General features: G+C 61.1%; 15 protein-coding genes. 5 read left to right on the plus strand and 10 right to left on the minus strand.

Going from position 1 to position 19,864, the window contains the following annotated elements:
• Positions 1-35: 35 nt before the first annotated feature.
• Both K5E37_RS06755 and K5E37_RS06760 read right to left on the minus strand, forming a co-directional pair.
• Complete coding sequence (locus K5E37_RS06755) at positions 36-1,010, minus strand: D-glycerate dehydrogenase (RefSeq protein WP_221533422.1); 975 nt, start codon at positions 1,008-1,010, stop codon at positions 36-38.
• 609 nt (positions 1,011-1,619) lie between these two features.
• Positions 1,620-2,588: a LysR family transcriptional regulator gene (locus tag K5E37_RS06760; protein ID WP_085608127.1), complete on the minus strand. Its 969-nt coding sequence runs from the start codon at positions 2,586-2,588 to the stop codon at positions 1,620-1,622.
• A 182-nt stretch (positions 2,589-2,770) separates the two neighbouring features.
• Between K5E37_RS06760 and K5E37_RS06765 the strand changes: the two genes are divergently transcribed.
• The 4 genes from K5E37_RS06765 (at position 2,771) to K5E37_RS06780 (ending at position 7,671) form a co-directional block, all read left to right on the plus strand.
• Positions 2,771-4,270, plus strand: coding sequence for an efflux transporter outer membrane subunit (locus tag K5E37_RS06765; RefSeq protein WP_221533423.1), 1,500 nt, complete (start codon positions 2,771-2,773; stop codon positions 4,268-4,270).
• A 141-nt stretch (positions 4,271-4,411) separates the two neighbouring features.
• Positions 4,412-6,604 (plus strand): FUSC family protein, encoded by a 2,193-nt coding sequence (locus K5E37_RS06770; protein ID WP_221533424.1) that lies wholly within the window; start codon positions 4,412-4,414, stop codon positions 6,602-6,604.
• Positions 6,594-6,794: a DUF1656 domain-containing protein gene (locus K5E37_RS06775; RefSeq protein ID WP_003221811.1), complete on the plus strand. Its 201-nt coding sequence runs from the start codon at positions 6,594-6,596 to the stop codon at positions 6,792-6,794. Before K5E37_RS06770 ends, K5E37_RS06775 begins: the two co-directional genes overlap by 11 nt.
• A gap of 10 nt (positions 6,795-6,804) precedes the next feature.
• Positions 6,805-7,671, plus strand: a complete 867-nt coding sequence (locus K5E37_RS06780) for an HlyD family secretion protein (RefSeq protein ID WP_085611394.1) — start codon at positions 6,805-6,807, stop codon at positions 7,669-7,671.
• A gap of 122 nt (positions 7,672-7,793) precedes the next feature.
• Here the strand turns inward: K5E37_RS06780 and K5E37_RS06785 are convergent, their stop codons facing one another.
• Both K5E37_RS06785 and K5E37_RS06790 read right to left on the minus strand, forming a co-directional pair.
• A complete protein-coding gene (locus tag K5E37_RS06785; protein WP_085608131.1) occupies positions 7,794-8,618 on the minus strand; it encodes an SDR family oxidoreductase in 825 nt (274 codons plus the stop codon).
• A gap of 35 nt (positions 8,619-8,653) precedes the next feature.
• A complete protein-coding gene (locus K5E37_RS06790; RefSeq protein WP_007957299.1) occupies positions 8,654-9,118 on the minus strand; it encodes a hypothetical protein in 465 nt (154 codons plus the stop codon).
• Between the two features lie 182 nt (positions 9,119-9,300).
• Here K5E37_RS06790 and K5E37_RS06795 point away from each other — a divergent pair, with 182 nt between their 5' ends.
• Entirely contained in the window at positions 9,301-12,006 is a 2,706-nt protein-coding gene (locus K5E37_RS06795) for an RHS repeat domain-containing protein (RefSeq protein ID WP_085608132.1), read from the plus strand.
• An 83-nt stretch (positions 12,007-12,089) separates the two neighbouring features.
• Here K5E37_RS06795 and K5E37_RS06800 read toward each other — a convergent pair whose 3' ends face one another.
• The 6 genes from K5E37_RS06800 to K5E37_RS06825 all read right to left on the minus strand — a co-directional run bounded on the left by K5E37_RS06800 (position 12,090) and on the right by K5E37_RS06825 (position 19,861).
• Positions 12,090-13,541, minus strand: a complete 1,452-nt coding sequence (locus tag K5E37_RS06800; RefSeq protein ID WP_085608133.1) for a mannose-1-phosphate guanylyltransferase/mannose-6-phosphate isomerase — start codon at positions 13,539-13,541, stop codon at positions 12,090-12,092.
• A gap of 106 nt (positions 13,542-13,647) precedes the next feature.
• A complete protein-coding gene (locus K5E37_RS06805; RefSeq protein WP_085608134.1) occupies positions 13,648-14,304 on the minus strand; it encodes an alginate O-acetyltransferase AlgF in 657 nt (218 codons plus the stop codon).
• Positions 14,305-14,318: 14 nt separating this feature from the next.
• Positions 14,319-15,494 (minus strand): alginate O-acetyltransferase, encoded by a 1,176-nt coding sequence (locus K5E37_RS06810; protein WP_007957303.1) that lies wholly within the window; start codon positions 15,492-15,494, stop codon positions 14,319-14,321.
• A gap of 10 nt (positions 15,495-15,504) precedes the next feature.
• Positions 15,505-17,070: an MBOAT family protein gene (locus K5E37_RS06815; protein ID WP_221533425.1), complete on the minus strand. Its 1,566-nt coding sequence runs from the start codon at positions 17,068-17,070 to the stop codon at positions 15,505-15,507.
• Between the two features lie 206 nt (positions 17,071-17,276).
• Complete coding sequence (locus K5E37_RS06820) at positions 17,277-18,401, minus strand: mannuronate-specific alginate lyase (protein ID WP_221533426.1); 1,125 nt, start codon at positions 18,399-18,401, stop codon at positions 17,277-17,279.
• Between the two features lie 8 nt (positions 18,402-18,409).
• Complete coding sequence (locus K5E37_RS06825; RefSeq protein ID WP_221533427.1) at positions 18,410-19,861, minus strand: alginate O-acetyltransferase; 1,452 nt, start codon at positions 19,859-19,861, stop codon at positions 18,410-18,412.
• Positions 19,862-19,864 lie beyond the last annotated feature (3 nt).

Here is a 19,864-nt window from a genome sequence, read left to right on the forward strand (position 1 = left end):
AGGCTGGACAAACTTGTGTCCAGCCTTAGTTGTATTCAGTCTTTCCAGACTTGCGGATTGACCAGATCCTGCGGGCGCTCGCCGAGCAGGGCGCTGCGCAAGTTGGCCAGCGCACGGTTGGCCATGGCTTCGCGGGTTTCATTCGTAGCCGAGCCGATGTGCGGCAAAGTCACGGCGTTTTTCAGCTGAAACAGCGGAGATTCGCTCAGCGGTTCTTTTTCGTAGACGTCGAGGCCTGCACCGCGAATGCGGTTTTTCTGCAACGCTTCGATCAATGCCGGCTCGTCGACCACCGGGCCACGGGAGATGTTCACCAGAATGGCGTCAGGCTTCATCAGTGCCAGTTCGCGGTGGCTGATCAAGTGGCGGGTCTTTTCGCTGAGCGGTACTACCAGGCAGACGAAATCGGCTTCGGCCAGCAGTTGGTCAAGGCTGCGAAATTGCGCGCCGAGTTCCTGTTCCAGCTCGGTCTTGCGGCTGTTGCCACTGTAGATAATCGGCATGTTGAAGCCCAAGCGTCCGCGACGGGCGACAGCAGCGCCGATGTTGCCCATGCCGACGATGCCCAGGGTCTTGCCATGTACGTCGCAACCGAACAGTGGTGCGCCGACGCTGGCCTGCCATTGGCCGGCCTTGGTCCAGGCGTCCAGTTCGGCGACGCGGCGGGCGCTGCTCATGATGAGGGCGAAGGCCAGGTCCGCGGTGCTTTCGGTGAGGACGTCCGGGGTGTTGGTGAGCATGATCCCGCGTTCGTTGAAGTAGGCAAGGTCGTAGTTGTCGTAGCCGACGGAGATGCTGGAGACGACTTCAAGTTTTGCGGCGTTTTCCAGTTGGGCCTTGCCGAGTTTGCGACCGACGCCGATCAGGCCGTGGGCGTGGGGCAGGGCTTCGTTGAACTGGGTGTTGATGTCGCCGTTCTTTGGGTTGGGGACGATGACGTCGAAGTCCTGTTGCAGGCGTTCGATCATGGGGGGGGTGATGCGGCTGAAGGCCAAAACTGTTTTTTTCATCGCTATGGGCTCGGCTTCGGGGCTTTATTGCCAAGCAAGCTAACATTTTCTGTTTGGGGTTGTCTTGGCGGCCTCTGGGCCGACCAGGCTTTTGGGGGTTGGGTGTATATCCGTTTTTTCGGGTGCTGCGGCTGGCGGTTCCGCTCTTACAGCGGCTCACTTTTTCAAACGCCAAAAAGTAAGCAAAAGGCTTGGCCCCGGCGTTCGGCACCTCGCTGTGGCTCGGTGTTCCTTCGTTCCGGGATTCATCCGGGGGCATCGCCTACGGTTTGCTTCGCTGCACCTCCTCTCGATGCATGCGGCTGCGCCGCACGGTCGCTGCGCTCCCACCCCCGGATAAATCCCTCCACTCAGCCGGCCGAAGGGGCCGGCATGTTAAAAGCGGTACTTGAGCTAACGCTCATCGTGTTGAGTGGTGGAAGCGGAAGCGGAGTTATGTTGATCGTTCCCACGCTCTGCGTGGGAATGCAGCCCGGGACGCTCTGCGTCCCAATTCGAGCTGCCAGTGACGATGGCATTCGCTGGCAAGTCCGTTCAGTTAGAGCGGCTTGGCTGTGTGTTGGATGAGGTTGTACTTCGACGCTATCCAGCACTCGCTTCACGCCAAACTCAATTCGCCACCCGCACCCCCGCCAGACTCCCACTCATCTCATAAGCCGCCAATTCCGCCTGATGCCCCGCCAATATTTCCGGCAACGACCCACGCAGGTATTCAACCCAGGTCTTGATCTTCGCATCCAGATACTGCCGCGACGGGTAGATCGCATAGAGGTTCAGTTCCTGCGAGCGGTAGTTGGGCATGACCCGTACCAGCGAGCCGTTGCGCAAGCCTTCAATCGCGGCGTACACCGGCAACACGCCCACACCCATCCCACTGGTGATCGCGCTTTTCATCGCGTCGGCGGAGTTCACCAGGAAGGGGGAGCTGTTGATGGTGACCATTTCCTGGCCGTCAGGGCCGTCGAAGGCCCATTTTTCCAAGGGGATCACCGGGCTCACCAGACGCAGGCAGGCGTGGTTCAGCAGGTCGCTGGGTTTTTGTGCGCAGCCGTTGGCTTTTACGTAGGCCGGGGAGGCGCAGACGATGCTGTAGGTGATGCCCAGGCGTTGCGAGACGAAGCCCGAGTCCGGCAGTTCGCGGGCCAGGACGATGGACACATCGTAGCCTTCGTCAAGCAGGTCCGGCACGCGGTTGGCCATGGTCAGGTCGAAGGTCACGTCCGGGTGGGTCTTGCGGTAGCGGGCGATGGCGTCGATCACGAAGTGCTGGCCGATGCCGGTCATGGTGTGCACTTTCAACTGTCCGGCCGGGCGGGCGTGGGCTTCGCTGGCTTCGGCTTCGGCCTCTTCGACGTAGGCGAGGATCTGCTCGCAGCGCAGCAGATAGCGCTTGCCGGCTTCGGTGAGGGCGATGCGCCGGGTCGTGCGGTTGAGCAGGCGGGTTTGCAGGTGGGCCTCAAGGTTGGAGACCGCGCGCGAGACGTTGGCGGTGGTGGTGTCGAGTTGCACGGCGGCGGCGGTGAAGCTGCCGGCTTCGGCCACACAACTGAAGGCGCGCATGTTTTGCAAAGTGTCCATGGGGTGCTCTCAAGGGAGATGGCAAATTGTGACACGAAGTTTCAGGGGCTGAGACCCCCGACCAAGGGATTATCTCGTTAACGGTAACAAAGATTCACAGGATTCCCAGCTTATCGCCGTAATGGCGCCCCCCTAGAATTGCGCCCACCTCGAAACATCTCCCACCTCAGGAATTCGCAGCAGTGCCGCGTCGCATCAACAGAGCGCTTTTGCCGCTCAGTGTTCTGGCTTTTACGTTAGTTCTCAGCGGCTGCATCGGAACCGGAGGGATTGCCCCGCAGGGCAAGGCTCTGGAGGCCAATGAACTGGCCACCGACGAGGCCATCGCCCACGCCGCCCGTGACGCAAACTGGCCCACCGCCCAATGGTGGCAAGCCTACGGCGACCCGCAACTCAACCGCTGGATCGACCTTGCCGTGCAAGGCAGTCCGACCCTGGCCATGGCTGCCGCGCGAGTGCGTCAGGCCCGGTCCATGGCCGGTGTCGCCGAAGCCGCCGAGTCGTTGCAGATCAATGGCGAGTCGACGCTCAAGCGTCACAACTGGCCGACCGATCAGTTCTACGGTCCCGGTGAGCTGGCCAACAGCACCACCTGGGACAACAATGCCGCGCTGGGTTTCAGTTACGCCCTCGACCTCTGGGGCCGTGAAAGCAACAGCACCGAACGGGCCGTCGATCTGGCGCACATGAGCGCTGCCGAGGCGCGTCAGGCGCAGCTCGAATTGCAGAACAACATCGTGCGCGCCTACATCGAGTTGTCGCTGCACTACGCGCAGCGCGACATCGTGGCGGCGACGCTCAAGCAGCAACAGCAGATTCTCGAGCTGGCGCAGAAACGCCTGAACGGCGGAATCGGCACGCACTTCGAAGTCAGCCAGGCCGAAACGCCGCTGCCGGAAACCCATCGGCAACTGGATGCGCTGGACGAAGAAATCGCCCTGAGCCGCAACCAGATCGCGGCATTGGCCGGCAAAGGCCCGGGCGCTGGCGCGCAGTTGCAGCGTCCGACCCTGTCATTGGGCGCGGCACTGAAGCTGCCTTCGGCATTGCCCGCCGAACTGCTCGGCCAGCGTCCCGACGTGGTCGCCAGTCGCTGGCAAGTGGCGGCGCAGGCGCGCGGGATCGAGGTCGCGCATGCCGGGTTCTATCCCAACGTCGATCTGGTCGGCAGCCTCGGCTACATGGCCACCGGCGGCGGGGCGCTGGAGTTTCTGACCGGCAAGAAGCTCAACTACAACGTCGGGCCGGCGATCTCCCTGCCGATCTTCGACGGCGGGCGACTGCGTGCCGAACTGGGTGAAGCTTCGGCGGGTTATGACATTGCCGTCGCGCATTACAACCAGACCCTGGTCAATGCGCTGAAGAACATCTCGGACCAGTTGATCCGCCGCGAGTCGATGGACAAGCAGCAGACGTTCGCCGCCGAGTCCGTGGCTACCGCGCAGAAGACTTACGACATCGCGATGATCGCCTACCAGCGCGGCCTCACCGATTACCTCAACGTGCTCAACGCCCAGACCCTGCTGTTCAAGCAGCAGCAGGTCGAGCAGCAGGTGCAGGCGGCGCGCTTGAGTGCCCATGCGGAGCTGGTGACAGCATTGGGCGGTGGCCTTGGCGCGGGTAAAGACGTACCAACGGCACAACAAACCCAGGCACCAAAAAAACCGGTTCTCCTTCGTTGAACACACAATCCCTGTGGGAGCGAGCTTGCTCGCGAAGCGGGAGTGTCAGCCAGCACACATGTCGGCTGATACACCGCATTCGCGAGCAGGCTCGCTCCCACAGGGGATGGGTCCGACCTGAAACTCATTGAGCACAATTGAATGACTCCCTTGCCCGCACCTTTGCGCTGGCTCTACTCCCTGGAATGGCGCCGGGGTTTCTTCGACTGGGCGCGCAGCGACGGCGTGACCTGGGTCTACATCTTCAAGGTGTTGATCGCCGCGTTCCTGACCCTGTGGCTGGCGATGCGCCTGGAACTGCCGCAACCGCGCACGGCGATGATCACCGTGTTCATCGTCATGCAGCCGCAGAGCGGCCAGGTGTTCGCCAAGAGTTTCTATCGCTTCCTCGGCACCCTGGCCGGGTCGGCGATGATGGTCACGCTGATTTCCCTGTTCGCCCAGAACACCGAACTGTTCCTCGGTTCGCTGGCAATCTGGGTCGGCATCTGCTCTGCCGGCGCCGCCCGCTGCCGCAACTTCCGCGCCTACGGTTTTGTGCTGGCCGGGTACACCGCCGCGATGGTCGGTCTGCCGGCGCTGGCGCATCCCGACGGCGCGTTCATGGCAGCGGTGTGGCGAGTGCTGGAAATTTCGCTGGGGATTCTCTGCTCGACCCTGGTCAGCGCCGCGATCCTGCCGCAAACCGCCAGCGCCGCGATGCGCAACGCCTTGTATCAGCGCTTCGGTGTGTTCGCGTTGTTTGTCACCGATGGCCTGCGCGGGCGCAGCAAACCGGAGTCGTTCGAGGCCAGCAACGTACGCTTCATCGCCGAAGCGGTGGGCCTGGAAGGGCTGCGCAGCGTGACCGTGTTCGAAGACCCGCACATGCGTCGGCGCAACGGTCGGCTCAGTCGCCTGAACAGCGAGTTCATGGGCATCACCACCCGTTTCAACGCCTTGCACCAGTTGCTCGAACGCCTGCGTCGCAATGGCGCCGACCATGTGGAAGCTGCGATCAAACCGGGCCTGCAGGACCTGGCCGAAGTGCTCGACGGCTTCAGCGGTCGCGCCCTGACCAGCCCGGACGCGGCGCGTCTGGTGCTGGCGCTGGCGGCGTACAAGGAAGGCTTGCCGGCGCGGGTGCGCAGCCTGCGGGCGCTCTTTCAGGAGAGCGAGCCGAGCGACGCCGAGCAGCTGGATTTCCACACCGCGTATGAGCTGCTTTATCGCTTCGTCGATGACTTGCACAGTTATGCACAGACCCACGCCTCGCTGGCCGATCACAGCCACGAACGCGAGCGCTGGGACGAACCGTTCACCCCGCAAACCAGTTGGTGGGCGGCGGCAGCTTCGGGGATTCGTGCTGCGTTCATTCTGGTCGTGCTTGGCAGTTACTGGGTCGCCACCGCGTGGCCGAGCGGCGCGACCATGACCCTGATCGCTGCCGCCACCGTGGGCCTGTCGGCGGCGACGCCAAACCCGAAACGCATGGCCTTCCAGATGGCTTGCGGCACATTCCTCGGGGCGTTGATCGGCTTCGTCGAGATGTTTTTCATCTTCCCGTGGATAGATGGTTTTCCGTTGCTGTGCATGATGCTCGCGCCGGTGATCGTGCTCGGCTCGTTCCTCGCTTCGCGACCGCAATACGCCGGCGTCGGCCTCGGTCTGCTGATCTTCTTCAGCACCGGTTCGGTGCCGGACAACCTGACGATCTACAACCCTTACACCTTCATCAACGACTACATCGCCATGGTCATGGGCATGCTGGTCTGCGCGGCGGCCGGCGCGATCATTCTGCCGCCGAACAGCCGCTGGTTGTGGCAGCGGCTTGAACAGGATTTGCGCGGGCAAGTGGTGTACGCGATCAGCGGCAAACTCAAGGGCCTGGCGTCGAGTTTCGAAAGCCGTACCCGCGACCTGATGCATCAGGCTTATGGCCTGGCGGCCGGTCAACCTCTGGTGCAGAAAAACCTGCTGCGCTGGATGTTCGTGGTGCTGGAAGTCGGTCACGCGATCATCGAGTTGCGCAAGGAACAGGCAATCCTGCCGGTGCATCCGGCGTATGCCGAATCGCAGCCATGGCGTCAGGCGATCCGGGTCATGGGGCGTTCGCTGGTGCGACTGTTCCTGCAACCGAATTCGAGCAATCTGGAACGCGCACTGGTCGCCGTCGATCACGCGATCAGCCGGGTCGCCGCCACTGACGAGCCGTTCGCACCGCACTTCGATACCTCGGCCCTGCGTCGGGTGAAAAGCTACCTGCACTTCATCCGCACCTCGTTGCTCGACCCGCAATCGCCACTCGCTGCCTACGCCATCGCCAAGCCCGAAGGACTTGCCCATGCCTCGTGAAATCGCCTTCCACGGCGTGTACATGCCGACCATGACCCTGATGTTTTTCGTCGCCGCGGCACTGGCCTGGGCGCTGGACCGGTTCCTCTCGGGGTTCGATCTGTACCGCTTCTTCTGGCACCCGGCGCTGCTGCGCCTGAGTCTGTTTACCTGTCTATTCGGCGCGATGGCGCTGACTGTCTACCGTTGAGAACGTTCTGATGAAAAAGTTTTTCAGCCTGCTCGCGACCCTGCTGGTGCTGGCCCTGGCGCTGTGGATCGGCCGCACGTTGTGGGAGCACTACATGAACACCCCGTGGACCCGCGACGGCCGGGTCCGTGCCGACATCATCAACGTCGCGGCCGACGTCACCGGTGAAGTGGTCGACGTGCCGGTCCGTGACAACCAGTTGGTGAAGAAAGGTGATCTGCTGATGCAGATCGACCCCGAGCACTATCGCCTCGCGGTGAAACAGGCGCAGTCGCTGGTGGCTTCGCGCAAGGCCACGTGGGAGATGCGCAAGGTCAACGCCCATCGCCGCGCCGACCTCGACAACCTGGTGATCTCCAAGGAAAACCGCGACGACGCCAGCAACATCGCCGACTCGGCACTGGCCGATTACCAACAGGCTCAGGCGCAACTGGAAGCCGCCGAACTCAACCTCAAACGTACCGAAGTGCGGGCGGCGGTGGACGGCTACGTGACCAACCTCAACGTCCATCGCGGCGATTACGCGCGCATCGGCGAAGCGAAAATGGCCGTGGTCGATATGAACTCGTTCTGGGTCTACGGCTTCTTCGAAGAAACCAAACTGCCCCACGTTCGTGTCGGCGATAAAGCCGACATGCAACTGATGAGCGGCGAAGTTCTGAAGGGCCACGTGGAGAGCATTTCCCGCGGCATCTACGACCGTGACAACCCGGAAAGCCGCGAGCTGATCGCCGATGTGAACCCGACCTTCAACTGGGTGCGGCTGGCGCAACGGGTGCCGGTGCGGATTCACATTGATGAAGTGCCGGAAGGTGTGCTGCTGGCGGCGGGGATTACCTGCACCGTGGTGGTGAAGCAGGACGCTGTGGATAACTGACAGACCGAGTCGCTGCAAATCGCGAGCAGGCTCGCTCCCACAGATATCACGGCGCCTGAACATCTTGAACGCGCCTCAATACCTGTGGGAGCGGGCATGCCCGCGATGGGGCCGACTCGGTCTCAGAGTTTCCCGCGCAAGCCGAAGCGCTTCATCAACGTCGACTCGAGCAGCCCTTTCGGCAGCAACGTCGCCAGCAACGGCAACGCCCGGCTGCCATTGCCGATGCGGATCAGCCGTGGTGGTTTGTTCTGCTGTACCGCCTTGAGCAACTCGGCGGCAAATTCGCTGGCCGGCGTTGGTTTGTCCTGCGAAGCCTTGGCCCGCGCCCGGATGCCTTCACGCAACGGAAACCACGGTGATTGTTCGTTGATCAGTTGTTCGGCCTCATGGCCGGCATTCTTGGCGAAGCTCGATTGAATCGCCCCCGGCTGCACTTCCAGCACGCGAATCCCGAACGGCGCCAGTTCCATGCGCAACGCATCGCTCAACGCGTGCACCGCGGCTTTCGACGCGCAATAGGCGCCGGCAAATGGCGTGACCAGCACCCCGGAAACACTACCAACATTCACCACCAGGCCCTTGGCCCGACGCAGTACCGGGAACAGCGCACGGGTCACGCCGACAATCGAAAACACGTTGGTTTCGAACTGGCGCTGCATGGCCGGAACACCGCCATCGAGCAGCGGCCCCATGGCGCCGTAACCGGCGTTGTTGATCAATACGTCGAGGCCGCCATGTTGCTGGTTGATCCGCTCGGCGAGTTGTTCCAGCGCTGCATTGTCATTGACGTCGAGCTGCACGGCCGTGAACCCGGCAGCGGCGAGTGCCGCGACATCTTCAGCCTTGCGCGCACTGGCCCAGACCTCGTAGCCGGCGCTTTTGAAGGCATCGGCGAGGGCGCGGCCGATGCCGCTGGAACAACCGGTAATCAACGCGACGGGCATGGCGCATTCCTTGTGCAAAAGAGTGGGAGAGGGGATCAGTCGGAGAAACTACCCTGCAATCGCTCGGCGCGAAACTCCAGGGTTTGCGGGCGATAACCGGGACGCAACGGCGGCATCGGCAGGCAGTCTTCCCAGTTGCCGCCGGGCTGCAGTTCGCCTGGGCCGCGATAGCGTGGGGCGGCGTATTGATTGTCGGCCAGGTTCACGGTGTCGCCCGGCGCGTACGCCGCAATGCGCCAGCGCAGTTCGGTCAGCGGCACGTCGTTGCCGTTGTTCATCTTGAGCAGCAGCGGGCGGTCGGCAGGGCAGTGTTCGGGGGCATAGACGATGCGCAGTTCCAGGCGCGCCAGTTGCTTGACTTCGCGGTTGTCCAGCCACACCACCCACATCGCCACCAGCCCGAGGCCGACGGCGGCGGCCATGGACACCGGCAAGGCCTTGGCCGGGTAGCGCAACAGCAGGATCAGCCAGGTGATGACCAGCAAGACGCCGATGAACATGTTCGAACGCTCCTTGAACTCGTGATGACCATCCTACCGAAGGGGCGCGGGAATGGACATTCACGGATTGAGCGCAGTGCCGTTGGTCGGGACTGTAATTTCTGACAGTAGCCGGATCAGCGCTGAGCCTGCTCAGATGCCAGAGCTACAAAGAACGCCGGTCGCGCGAGGATGCACGGTTAATGAGCTTGCATATCAATACGCCGAGGATGTCTGTGTTCGAGCCGCGCGGCTTAGAGGTTCGCACGGTCGACTATCATCGAGCCATCGAGAGCGGGACGGTAGAGTCCCGGATCAACCGCATCCTGCATGATTCTGCGGGGCGTGCGGTAAAACACTGGGACCCGCGGCTTTGGCTGTCGCAAGCCGGCGACCCGCTGACGCCGGCCAATCTGACGCAGGTGTTTGCTCTGGACGCCACGGTGATTCGTTCGGACAGTGTCGATGCCGGTACGCAAATCGAGTTGAAGGGACTCGCTGCACAAACGATGTTCAGTTGGGACAGCCGTCAGACGCAGCGCGAGATCGAGCACGACAATCTGTTGCGCCCCGTCGCGATATTCGAAGAGGGAAAGGGCGAGCCTCGGCGTTGTGTCGAGCGCCTGACCTACGGTCATCCCGGCAGCGGGGATCAGTCGCGTAACCAGTTCGGTCAACTGATTCGTCATGACCATCCAGCCGGCAGCGTGCTGTTCAGCGCGTTTGCAATCATCGGCTCATGCACTGAAGACACCCGCCACTTTACGCAGGAACCGCTGACACCCGACTGGCCGGAGCAGGAGGCGGATCGCCCGCAACTGTTGGAGCCTGGCGCTGGTGCGACATCGCAGTGGCGCCATGGTGCGCTGGGCGATGTGCTGGAGCAGACGGATGCCCGAGAGAACCGGCATACATTTGCGCTGACCGTCGATGGCCACTTGCACGAGCGCCGCTTGCGGTTGAAGGGGAAGCCTGAGCAGATCCTGGTTACTGACATTCGCTACAACGCGCAAGGCAATGTCACGCAGGAAACTGGTGGTAACGGTGTGCGCACCACCCGGATCTATCGCCCCGAAGACGATCGCCTGTTGGGCCTTCGGTCCGAAGATGCTAACGGTCTCGTGTTGCAACACCTGAGTTATGGATACGACAGGATGGGCAATGTCCTGAGTATCGAAGACAAGGCACTGCCGATCCGTTACTTTGCCAACCAGCGCATCGAGCCGGTCAGCCGCTTTGTCTACGACAGTCTTTACCAGTTGATCATGGCTTTCGGCTGGGAAGCCGGCACTGTCAGTCAGGGCCCGCAATCGATGGGGCGCATCGACCCTTCGGCGATCAGCAACTATCAGCAGACTTACGAATATGATCCCGGCGGCAACCTGCGCAACCTGATTCATGTCGGCCCGCAAAGTCATGGGCGCAAACTGCAACCGGCGAGTTTCAGCAACCGCTCTTTGCCCTACGTGAACGCCATTCCCGGCGATTCGGAAATCGAAGCTGCCTACGACCGCAGGGGCAACCTGTTGCAGCTGGAACCGGGGCGGATGCTGAGCTGGAACCTGCGTAACCAACTGCAATCGGTCAGCCCGGTGGAACGCGCCTCCGGGCTCAACGACCAGGAGGTCTATCTCTACGAGTCTGGCAGTCAGCGAGTACGCAAGATCCGCTCATTACGAACCAACGCCCGCACCCTGATTGCCGATGTGCGCTATTTGCCTGGACTGGAATTGCGCACCGTCAACGGTACCGGTGAACGGTTGCAGGTCATCATTGCCGACAACGCTCGAGTACAGCACTGGGAGAGCCCGCCGCCTTCGGGACTCAACGATCGGTATCGATACCAGCATGTCGATCACCTGGGGTCGGTCAGTCTGGAAACCGCCGATGACGGTGCGGTGATCAGCCGGGAAAGGTTTCACCCATACGGTACCAGTGCCTGGCAGGACGGCGAATTCAGCTACAAATACATCCGTTACTCGGGCAAGGAGCGTGATGCCAGCGGGCTTGATTACTACGGTTACCGCTACTACATCCCGTGGTTGCAGAAATGGAGCAATCCGGATCCGGCAGGTGTGGAGGCAGATGGCATCAATCTTTTCCGAATGGTGAGAAATAATCCGTTGACGTTTTTTGACGAGCAAGGCGAGGAATCAAAGTCCCATTCGGCGGTACGCACGGCCATCGAGATTTTTGAATCGTACAAGGACAATTACAGCGATACGGACAGAGTGAAGCCCTACACGATGATGAATGACATAACCGAAGGCAAGCTCAAGTTCAAAACTACAAAGGCACCACCTGCGGTGCTCGAAAAGACCAAAGACTTGAAATTTACCTTGCGTCATTACTCATACAACTTCGCGACGAAGGGCGCGGCACCGTCACATATGGACATCAAGTCAAACTTTTCTCTGGTCAACAGCAAATTGAAGGCGTTGGGTGGAAAAGGTGGCAATACCAGCGAAAAGGATTGGACCAAGGCTGGGAATATGGGATTCACCTTCTTTCTTTTATCCATAAACGGAGAAGTGAACGAGCGCAGATTTCTAGCGGGCATGACGCATTTTGCAGAGTATGACCTTGAGGACGACAATGCACTCAGGAGCGCCTTTGGTGACAGCTACGACAGCCTGGAGTTTTTTGCTTCTCCGGATGTACTAGATCCGAAGCACTCATCCGACTTGAGCGCAGTTCCGATGATCAAAGGCCGATTGAAAGAGTTGAAGGCATTGCTGATAGGCAATTCGGGAATCAGTCCCGTGCAGGTGGGAAGAATGAATGCACGGACAATGCTGGACAGTCTCGACAAGTCATTCCACGGAACGCTTGAAATCAAAACTCCTGGATCGGTAAAAGTCAGTACCTGGCATAAAAAAGTACAGGCCGGGGCTTCCAAGGCTGCATGAGCGTCAGCAAGAAGCCCCCGCCCAACCCGCTGCGGATAGGGGACGCAGCGGGCTGGACGGGGGCTTCTTGTTTTACGGAACGCTTACTGCGCGATGGTTTTCACCGACACGCCGCGTTCGATCGGGGTCGAGCGACCGTAGATGTCCTCGAAGCGCTCGATATCGTCTTCACCCAGGTACGAGCCCGACTGCACTTCGATGATTTCCAGCGGGATCTTGCCCGGGTTGCGCAGGCGATGCACCGAGGCGATCGGGATGTAGGTCGACTGGTTCTCGCAGAGCAGGAACACGTTCTCGTCGCAGGTCACTTCGGCGGTGCCGCTGACCACGATCCAGTGTTCGGCGCGGTGGTGGTGCATCTGCAGCGACAGGCACGCGCCCGGCTTGACCGTGATGTGCTTGACTTGGAAGCGACCGCCCATGTCCACCGAATCGTAGGAACCCCACGGACGGTAGACCTCGCAGTGGTTCTGGGTTTCGCTGCGGCCCTGCTCGTTGAGGGTGTTGACCATCTGCTTGACGCCTTGGACCTTGTCCTTGTGGGCGATCATCATGGCGTCCTTGGTTTCGACCACCACGATGTTTTCCAGACCGATCACCGACACCAGTTTGCCGTTGCCGTGGATCATGCAGTTCTTGCTGTCCTGGATCACCACGTCGCCCTTGCTGACGTTGCCGTTGGCGTCCTTCTCGTTGACTTCCCACAGCGACGACCAGCAACCGACATCGCTCCAGCCGGCAGTCAGCGGCACCACGCAGGCGCGCTGGGTTTTTTCCATCACCGAGTAGTCGATGGAGTTGTCCGGGCAGCAGGCGAAGGTGGCTTCGTCGAAGGTGATGGTGTCGTTGTCCTGAGCGCTGCGCTCAAGGGTCAGCAGGCAGGTGTCGTAGATGTCCGGATCGTGCTTTTTCAGCTCTTCGAGGAAGCGGCTGGCGCGGAACAGGAACATGCCGCTGTTCCAGTAGTAACCGCCGGACTCGACGTATTCGGTGGCGCGTTTGACGTCGGGTTTTTCGACGAAGTGCGAGACACGGCTGACGCCTTCCGGCAGCAGCGAATCGCCGGTGGACTTGATGTAGCCGTAACCGGTTTCCGGTTTGGTGGCCGGCACGCCGAACAGCACCATCTCGCCGTTTTCGGCGGCGACGGTGGCCAGGGCGAGGGCGCGTTGCAGGGCTTTCTGGTCTTCGAGAACGTGGTCCGCCGGCAGCACCAGCATCAGTTCGTCGCGACCTTCATTGACCAGCATCATCGCGGTCAGCGCCACAGCCGGCGCGGTGTTGCGGCCGAACGGTTCCATCAGGATGCGCTGGCATTCGAGGTTCCGGGTGCTCAACTGCTCGTTGACGATGAAGCGGTGATCCTTGTTGCAGACCACGATCGGGGTGTCCATGCCTTCGAACACCAGACGCTCGAGGGTTTGCTGGAACAGCGTGTGTTCGCCGGTCAGGGCGAGGAATTGCTTGGGAAACTGCTTGCGCGAAAGCGGCCAAAGACGTGAGCCGCTACCACCTGACAAGATCACCGGAATCATATTGTTTACTCCATAAAATCGATTGGGTCAGAGCCACGAACGTTGTGTCGTTTCACTCTTGTTGTTATTCCGTGCCGGGCAGCGACGGCTGCCCGGTTTCATGTGCTTAGCGGGTCGACACCGGGCGTTTCACCCAGACTGGCGACAGGTTGCTGCCGTTGCCGGTGACGTACAGCACGGCTGCTTCACCGCGCTCCAGGGCAACCGGCTTCACGTCGCCGACTTTCTTGTCGCCTTCGTACAGCGCGAGGCTGACTTTGACCGGGTTGATTTCACGCTCGCCACGGCCCTTGGCGGCCACGTTAGGCACCACGTCGGTCTTGCCGTCGGCGGTCTTCAGGGTCAGCGGCTTGTCGCTGAGGTTCTGCACGCGCACCAGGGATTTCTGCTTGTTCTTGAACGGTGGTTCTTCGATCAGCTGCGGCGCGCCGGAAGCGTTGTTGACCAGGGTGTAGTAGTGGTCACCGGCGAGTTTCACCGGCAGGGTCTGGCTGCCGACCTTGGCGCTGTAGTCGCCGCCCGGCATGAAGCTGAAGTCGCTGCTGGCCAGCGGCGCGACGTCGCTCAGATTGGTGCTGCCGACGGTGGCGCTGACTTCAGCGTTGCTGGCGTTGTAGACGCGCACGAAGGTCGAGCCTTTCGGTGCGGTCGGGCCGTACAGCGCAGCGTCGCCACCGGCGAAGGCCTGGACCGACAGTACGCTCAGGCCAGCAACCAGTGCGAAGCGTTTAGCGAGACGACGAGGAGTTGTAGTGAAAGTCATGGTGTACCTCTCTTTCAGTTTTGCGCCCGATCGGGCGTCTCGGATTTAGTGTTGATTGCTACGTTTTGTTGGCGCGCGCCGGCTTGTTTAAGCTCTGCGACCCACTGCGGGTCGGCGTCGCCGATTTCGTTGTTCACAGGCAGATATCGTTCAGGAAACTCCCAGATCAGCACCTGTGGCGGGCTGTTCTTGAAGTCGTCGCTTTTCAGGTAGCTGAGCATCGGCAGGATCGGGCCGTGGCCGTCTTCTGCGTAGTTGACGACGTCGCTGTGCAGCGCTTGCTTGAGCGCACCGACGAAGTTCCAGTTGGGGTTGGCGCTGTAGCTGGTGCCGATCAGCGCGACCGGCACTTCGCTGTTGGCGAACAATGCGTCGTCACCGGCAGGCTGCTCGGCGGCGGCCACGGTGTTGCGCTTTTGCAGCGGCTCTTGCGCCGGCATCAGGTTTTCGAACAGCGGATCCAGCGGCAGGAACAGACGCAAGTCGCCCTTGTGCGTGACCTTCTCCGCCGGGGTGGTGACGAAACGCTGCGGCTCGCCGCTGAGCGGGAACTTGTCAGCGATGGTCTTGGCCAGGGTGTTGGCGGCGATTTCCGCGCCTTCCGGGGTCCAGTGGGTGTCGGTGCGCAGGAACACTTGTTGACCGTTCTGCTTGGCGGCTTGCAGTGGGCCGAGCAGGTCGGGGGCGAGGATCTTGTCCGCCGCGACGCGAGCGTGGAAGTCCTGATAGAGGTTGGCGTGAATGCTCGCCGGTTTCACTTCACCCAGGTGCTCGGGGTACAGGCGAACCTTGGCCGGCACGATCGCCATCACCAGTTTCACGCCTTTCTCTTTCAGGGTCTGCCGCACGCCTTCGACCAGCGCGTAATTGCCTTGCAGGTTCAGCTCTTCGTTGACGATCGGGTTGAATTCCTCATCGCTGTACAACCACTGATCGCGACCGAGCACCACGCCCGGACGACCTTCGTTGAACAGTTTGAAATCCAGCGCGGCCCAGAGATTGGTGCCCAGGCGCTTGATCGGGAATTCATCGTCGTAGTGGGTTTCCACGGCTTTGGTCCAGCGGCCGTTGAGCACCGTCGCGTCGGCGTTGGTGCTGAAGCCGAAGAAGCTGCGCACCGACCACAGACCGAGCACCAGCAGGGTCACCAGAAACAGCGCGATGTAGAAGATGCGTAATGAGCGGGTCATGTCAGATCCCTCAGAACTGGAAGTAAAGGAACGGCGAGAAGCTTTGCGCCGAGAGTTTGAGAATCGAGGCGATGAACAGCAGCAGGATCAGTCCGCGCATCACGTAGCGCGACCAGTCCGCCGTCCAGTACGCCGGTTGCACCTGGGCGTCGACGCCGACGGTGTAGCCAGGCTCGTGGATGCTCGCCGGGTTTTCGCCCGGGGCTGCCTTGATCAGGCCCGGTTGCGCGCCGGCAGGGCCGTCGCTCTCGACGTTGACCGCAGGTTTGGTCTTCACCGGAGGCTGGTTGGTGTACAGATCACGCAGGCCGAAGAACGCCAGGGTCACGTAAGCCACCACCAGAGTCGCCACTTGCAGACCGGTGAGGCTGGCCTGGTTGAGTTCCGACAGCGACCAGTCGCCGAAGCTGAACATCGCGCTGTACATGCGGCCGGCAACGTGCAGGTTTTCGGCGCGGAAGATCACCCAGCCCATGACTACCAGCAGGAAGGTCAGCGCCCAGCGGATCGGGTTGAGGCTGCGCGGCGAAGTGTTGAGGCCCAGCGCTTTTTCAATCGCCAGCCACATGCCGTGCCACGCACCCCAGACGATGTAGGTGATGTTCGCGCCGTGCCACAGACCACCGAGGAGCATGGTCAGGAACAGGTTGCGATAGGTCATCAGCGTGCCTTTACGGTTACCGCCGAGGGTGATGTAGAGGTAGTCACGCAGCCAGGTCGACAGGCTGATGTGCCAGCGGCGCCAGAACTCGGTGATCGACTGGCTGATGTACGGCTGCTTGAAGTTTTCCATGAAGCGGAAACCCATCATCAAGCCCAGGCCGATGGCCATGTCGCTGTAACCGGAGAAGTCGAAATACAGCTGCGCGGTGTAGGCCAGCGCGCCGAGCCAGGCATCGCCCGTGGTCGGGTTTTGCAGGGCGAAGCAATGGTCGGCCACCACGGCGAGGGTATCGGCGATGAAGACTTTCTTGATGAAACCCTGCATGAACCGCGTGCAGCCCTCGGAGAACTTGTCGAGGGTGTGGGTGCGGTTGTTGAACTGGTCGGCCAGGTCACGGAAACGCAGCACGGGACCGGCGATCAGGTGCGGGAAGATCGCCACGAATGCCGCGAAGTCGATCAGGTTGCGGGTAGCCGGGGTATCACCGCGGTAGACGTCGATGATGTAGCTGATCGACTCGAAGATGTAGAACGAGATACCGATCGGCAGCAGCACGTGGGTCAGGATGAACGGCTCAAGCCCCATCGAGGTCATGATCGCGTTGATGCTGTCGACGCCGAAATTGGCGTACTTGAAGTAGCCGAGGATGCACAGGTCCACCGCCACACCGAGCAACAGCCAGCGCTGGGCCGGTTTGCTGCGCACGCCGGCGGCGCCGACTTTCAGGCCGATCCAGTAGTTCCACAGGGTGACGCCGGCGAACAGCGCCAGGAAGTCCACCCGCCACCACGCGTAGAACACGTAGCTGGCGATCAGCAGCAGCAGGTTGCGATAGCGTTGCCCGCTCAGGTAGTACAAGCCGAGAAAGATCGGCAAGAACAGAAACAGGAACACGTTGGATGAAAATACCATCCCGATCTCTCCATGTTTGAACCAACAGTCAAGGGCCAAAGCCCCCCCAAACCCCCCGTGGTGTTGGAGGGGTGAAACAGTCCTGCGATCGTTCCCACGCTCTGCGTGGGAATGCCTCTTGTGACGCTCTGCGTCACGCTTTGGGACGCGGAGCGTCCCGGGCTGCATTCCCACGCAGAGCGTGGGAACGATCAGCCGATCAGCGACTAACTGCCCTTGTTACCTTTCTCGTGCGAAGGGTCGTAGACCTTGGTCAGGTCGCCGCCGAGGCGGAAGGTCTTGAACGGCTGCATCCCGTGCTTCTTCTCGATCACATCCGGCGAACAGGTGTAGAGGGTGCAGAACGGTTCCAGCCAGGCGAATTTCATGTCCTGTTTCAGGTCGGTCATGTCCTGCTCTTTGCCGTTCTTCTTCTCGAACTGATCCGGGTCTTTCACCCCGGCCAGCACCCGGTCACCCAGACGTTTCAGCGCGCCGTTGTTTTCCTGACGCAGATCCACACCGTTGACCTGGGCGAAACTGGCGATCATCGCCAGCGGCGGCAGGGCGTAGTTGTGATAGGCGAGGGCGCGTTGCTGGCGCTTGAGTTCGTTCGGCAGATAGCCGTCGGCATCGATCTGATTGACGCCGACCTTGTATTCCTTGACTGCCCAATCGAACAGGTCGCGGCGGTTGGTCGCGACCGCTGTCGCCATCACCGACCAGGCTGCCCAGTACGAATGGTTGTTGGTTTTTTCCAGCGGCAGGTTGTCCCAGTCGCTGACCACCTGATCGGCCATTTTGCTGAACCAGGCCTCGATCAACTGTGCCTCTTGCTGATGCTGGGCCAGCGGATGGGAATCGGAGAACTTCAGGCGAATGTACGAAGAGGCCATGCTGCCCAGCGCCCATTTGCGCATCGACTTGCCGGTGTGGTTGAAATCCTTCGACATCAACGCATCGGCCTTGGCCCACGCGGTGAGCCAGTTCAGCGTGCAATCGAGCTGCTCCGGGCGACCGTCGCGCATGAACTGCATCACCCGTTTGGCAGTGCCGCGCTCAAGTGTGGTGATGTCTTTGGTGGTGTCGCGAAAGGCTTTTTCAGACTGCACGTTCAGCGTCGCGCGGGCCTTGTCCGAGCCTTCGTATTTGCTGCGAAATTGCAGCGGCCCGGTGTAGGGCGCCGGCATCGCGTCGCAGCCTTCGCTCTTGTCGCCGGTCTTGAATTTATCCACAGGCGCAAAGTAGCCCTGAGGAGGACGCAGTGGCGCGGCGGCCTGCGCGGTGCCGGCGAAGATCGCCAGCCCGAGCAGCGTCGGCGCCAGAAGAGTTTTCAGTTTCGGATTTCGCATAGCAGACCTCATTGCCCGACCTGAGCGGTTTGTGGCCCAGCGCCCGGGAATACGTTGCGTTTGCAGATTTTCGCTTCGACTTTCTGTGGCGCGGTGCCCGCTTCCGGGCCCTGGACTTCGACCGCCAGCAGGTTTTGCGAGGCCCAGTCTTCGTCCGTGCGCAGCTCAAAGGCGAAACGACCGTCGGTGTCGGAGGTTTCCGGTTTCTCGATCTTGATGTCCTCGTGGCGACCGTTCATGTACCAGAGGGTGGCTTGCAGGGTTTTCACCGAGGTGTCGGCGAAGCGGATGTCGACCTGATGACTGCTGTTCTGCAGGTTCAGGTTCTTGCTGTTGACCAGCAGTTCTTGTTTGCTGCCCGGCTTGAGCGTGGTGCTCGCGGACATTTGCGCGTCTTTGCCTTCGCAGCCGTTGTCGAGCAGGGACATCATCTGGCGATAGATGGTTTCCTGGTCGAGGCGGTACAGCGGCGAGAATTCCCAGATGAGGATTTTCGGCGGCGTCTTCTGGAATTCGTCGCTGCCCAGGTACTGCAGCATCGAACCTTCCAGACCGCCGCCGGGGAACGCGACGTTGAGAATGTCCGCGCCGATGGCTTCTTCGAGGAACCCGGCGAAGTTGTAGTTCTTGCCGCTGTGCGAAGTCCCCACGAGGGTGATCTGCGGATTGCCGGAATCACCGAACAGGTCGCCGTCACCGGCCTCGCCTTTCGGCTCGGTGGTGAACTGGTCCATGTACTGGATCGCGTAACTGGTGCCGCACAGTTGCCCGGCCATGTTGTGCAGGGTGCCGGTCTTGCCCATGCGCCCGGAGCGTTTGGTTTCGAACTCACGCTTGGGAATGTCGGCGAAGGCCGGAATCTGCTTGACCTTCTCGGCGACGATTTTCGCCGTGCGCTGGGCGCCGTACGGGGTCCAGTGCTGGTCGCCGCGGAAGTAGAAATCGTGGGCGGGCAGGGTCTCCGGCAGCGATTCGTTGGTCAGCGGCGAGAGGTCCGGCACCACGTAACCCATCTTGGCGAAACGGCCGAGCATGTTCTTGTAGTTGCCCAGCGCTTTCTCGTAATCGAACGCGGCTTTTTCCGCCGGGTTGAGCTTGTTGCGGTTCACCAGGCCACGGGTCGGCTGGTAGACGATCACCAGTTCGACGCCTTTGGCCTTGAACGCATCGTGCAGCTGTTGCAGGCGTTTGTAGCCGGCCGGGGTGGTGTTGAACTCGGTGCGCAAATCTTCCTGGGTCCGGAACAGCCAGTCGCCCTGCGCCTGCACCAGAGTGGTGAAGTTCTGCTGATAGCGGGTGGTGTAGTTCTTCGCGTCGTGGGCGGCCGGGCACAGACTGCAGCAAGGTTCGGCCGTGAATTTCGGCGGCTGGACTTCATCGGCGCGGGCGCCGTTGCTGGCCGCCAGGATGCCCACGGTCAGGGCCGACAGGCTGAGTAATTTGATCAGGTGTGGGTGCATAAA

Origin of the sequence: Pseudomonas sp. RIT778 (assembly GCF_019718735.1) — a bacterium.
In the GTDB taxonomy this organism is placed as follows: Bacteria; Pseudomonadota; Gammaproteobacteria; order Pseudomonadales; family Pseudomonadaceae; genus Aquipseudomonas; species Aquipseudomonas aphyarum.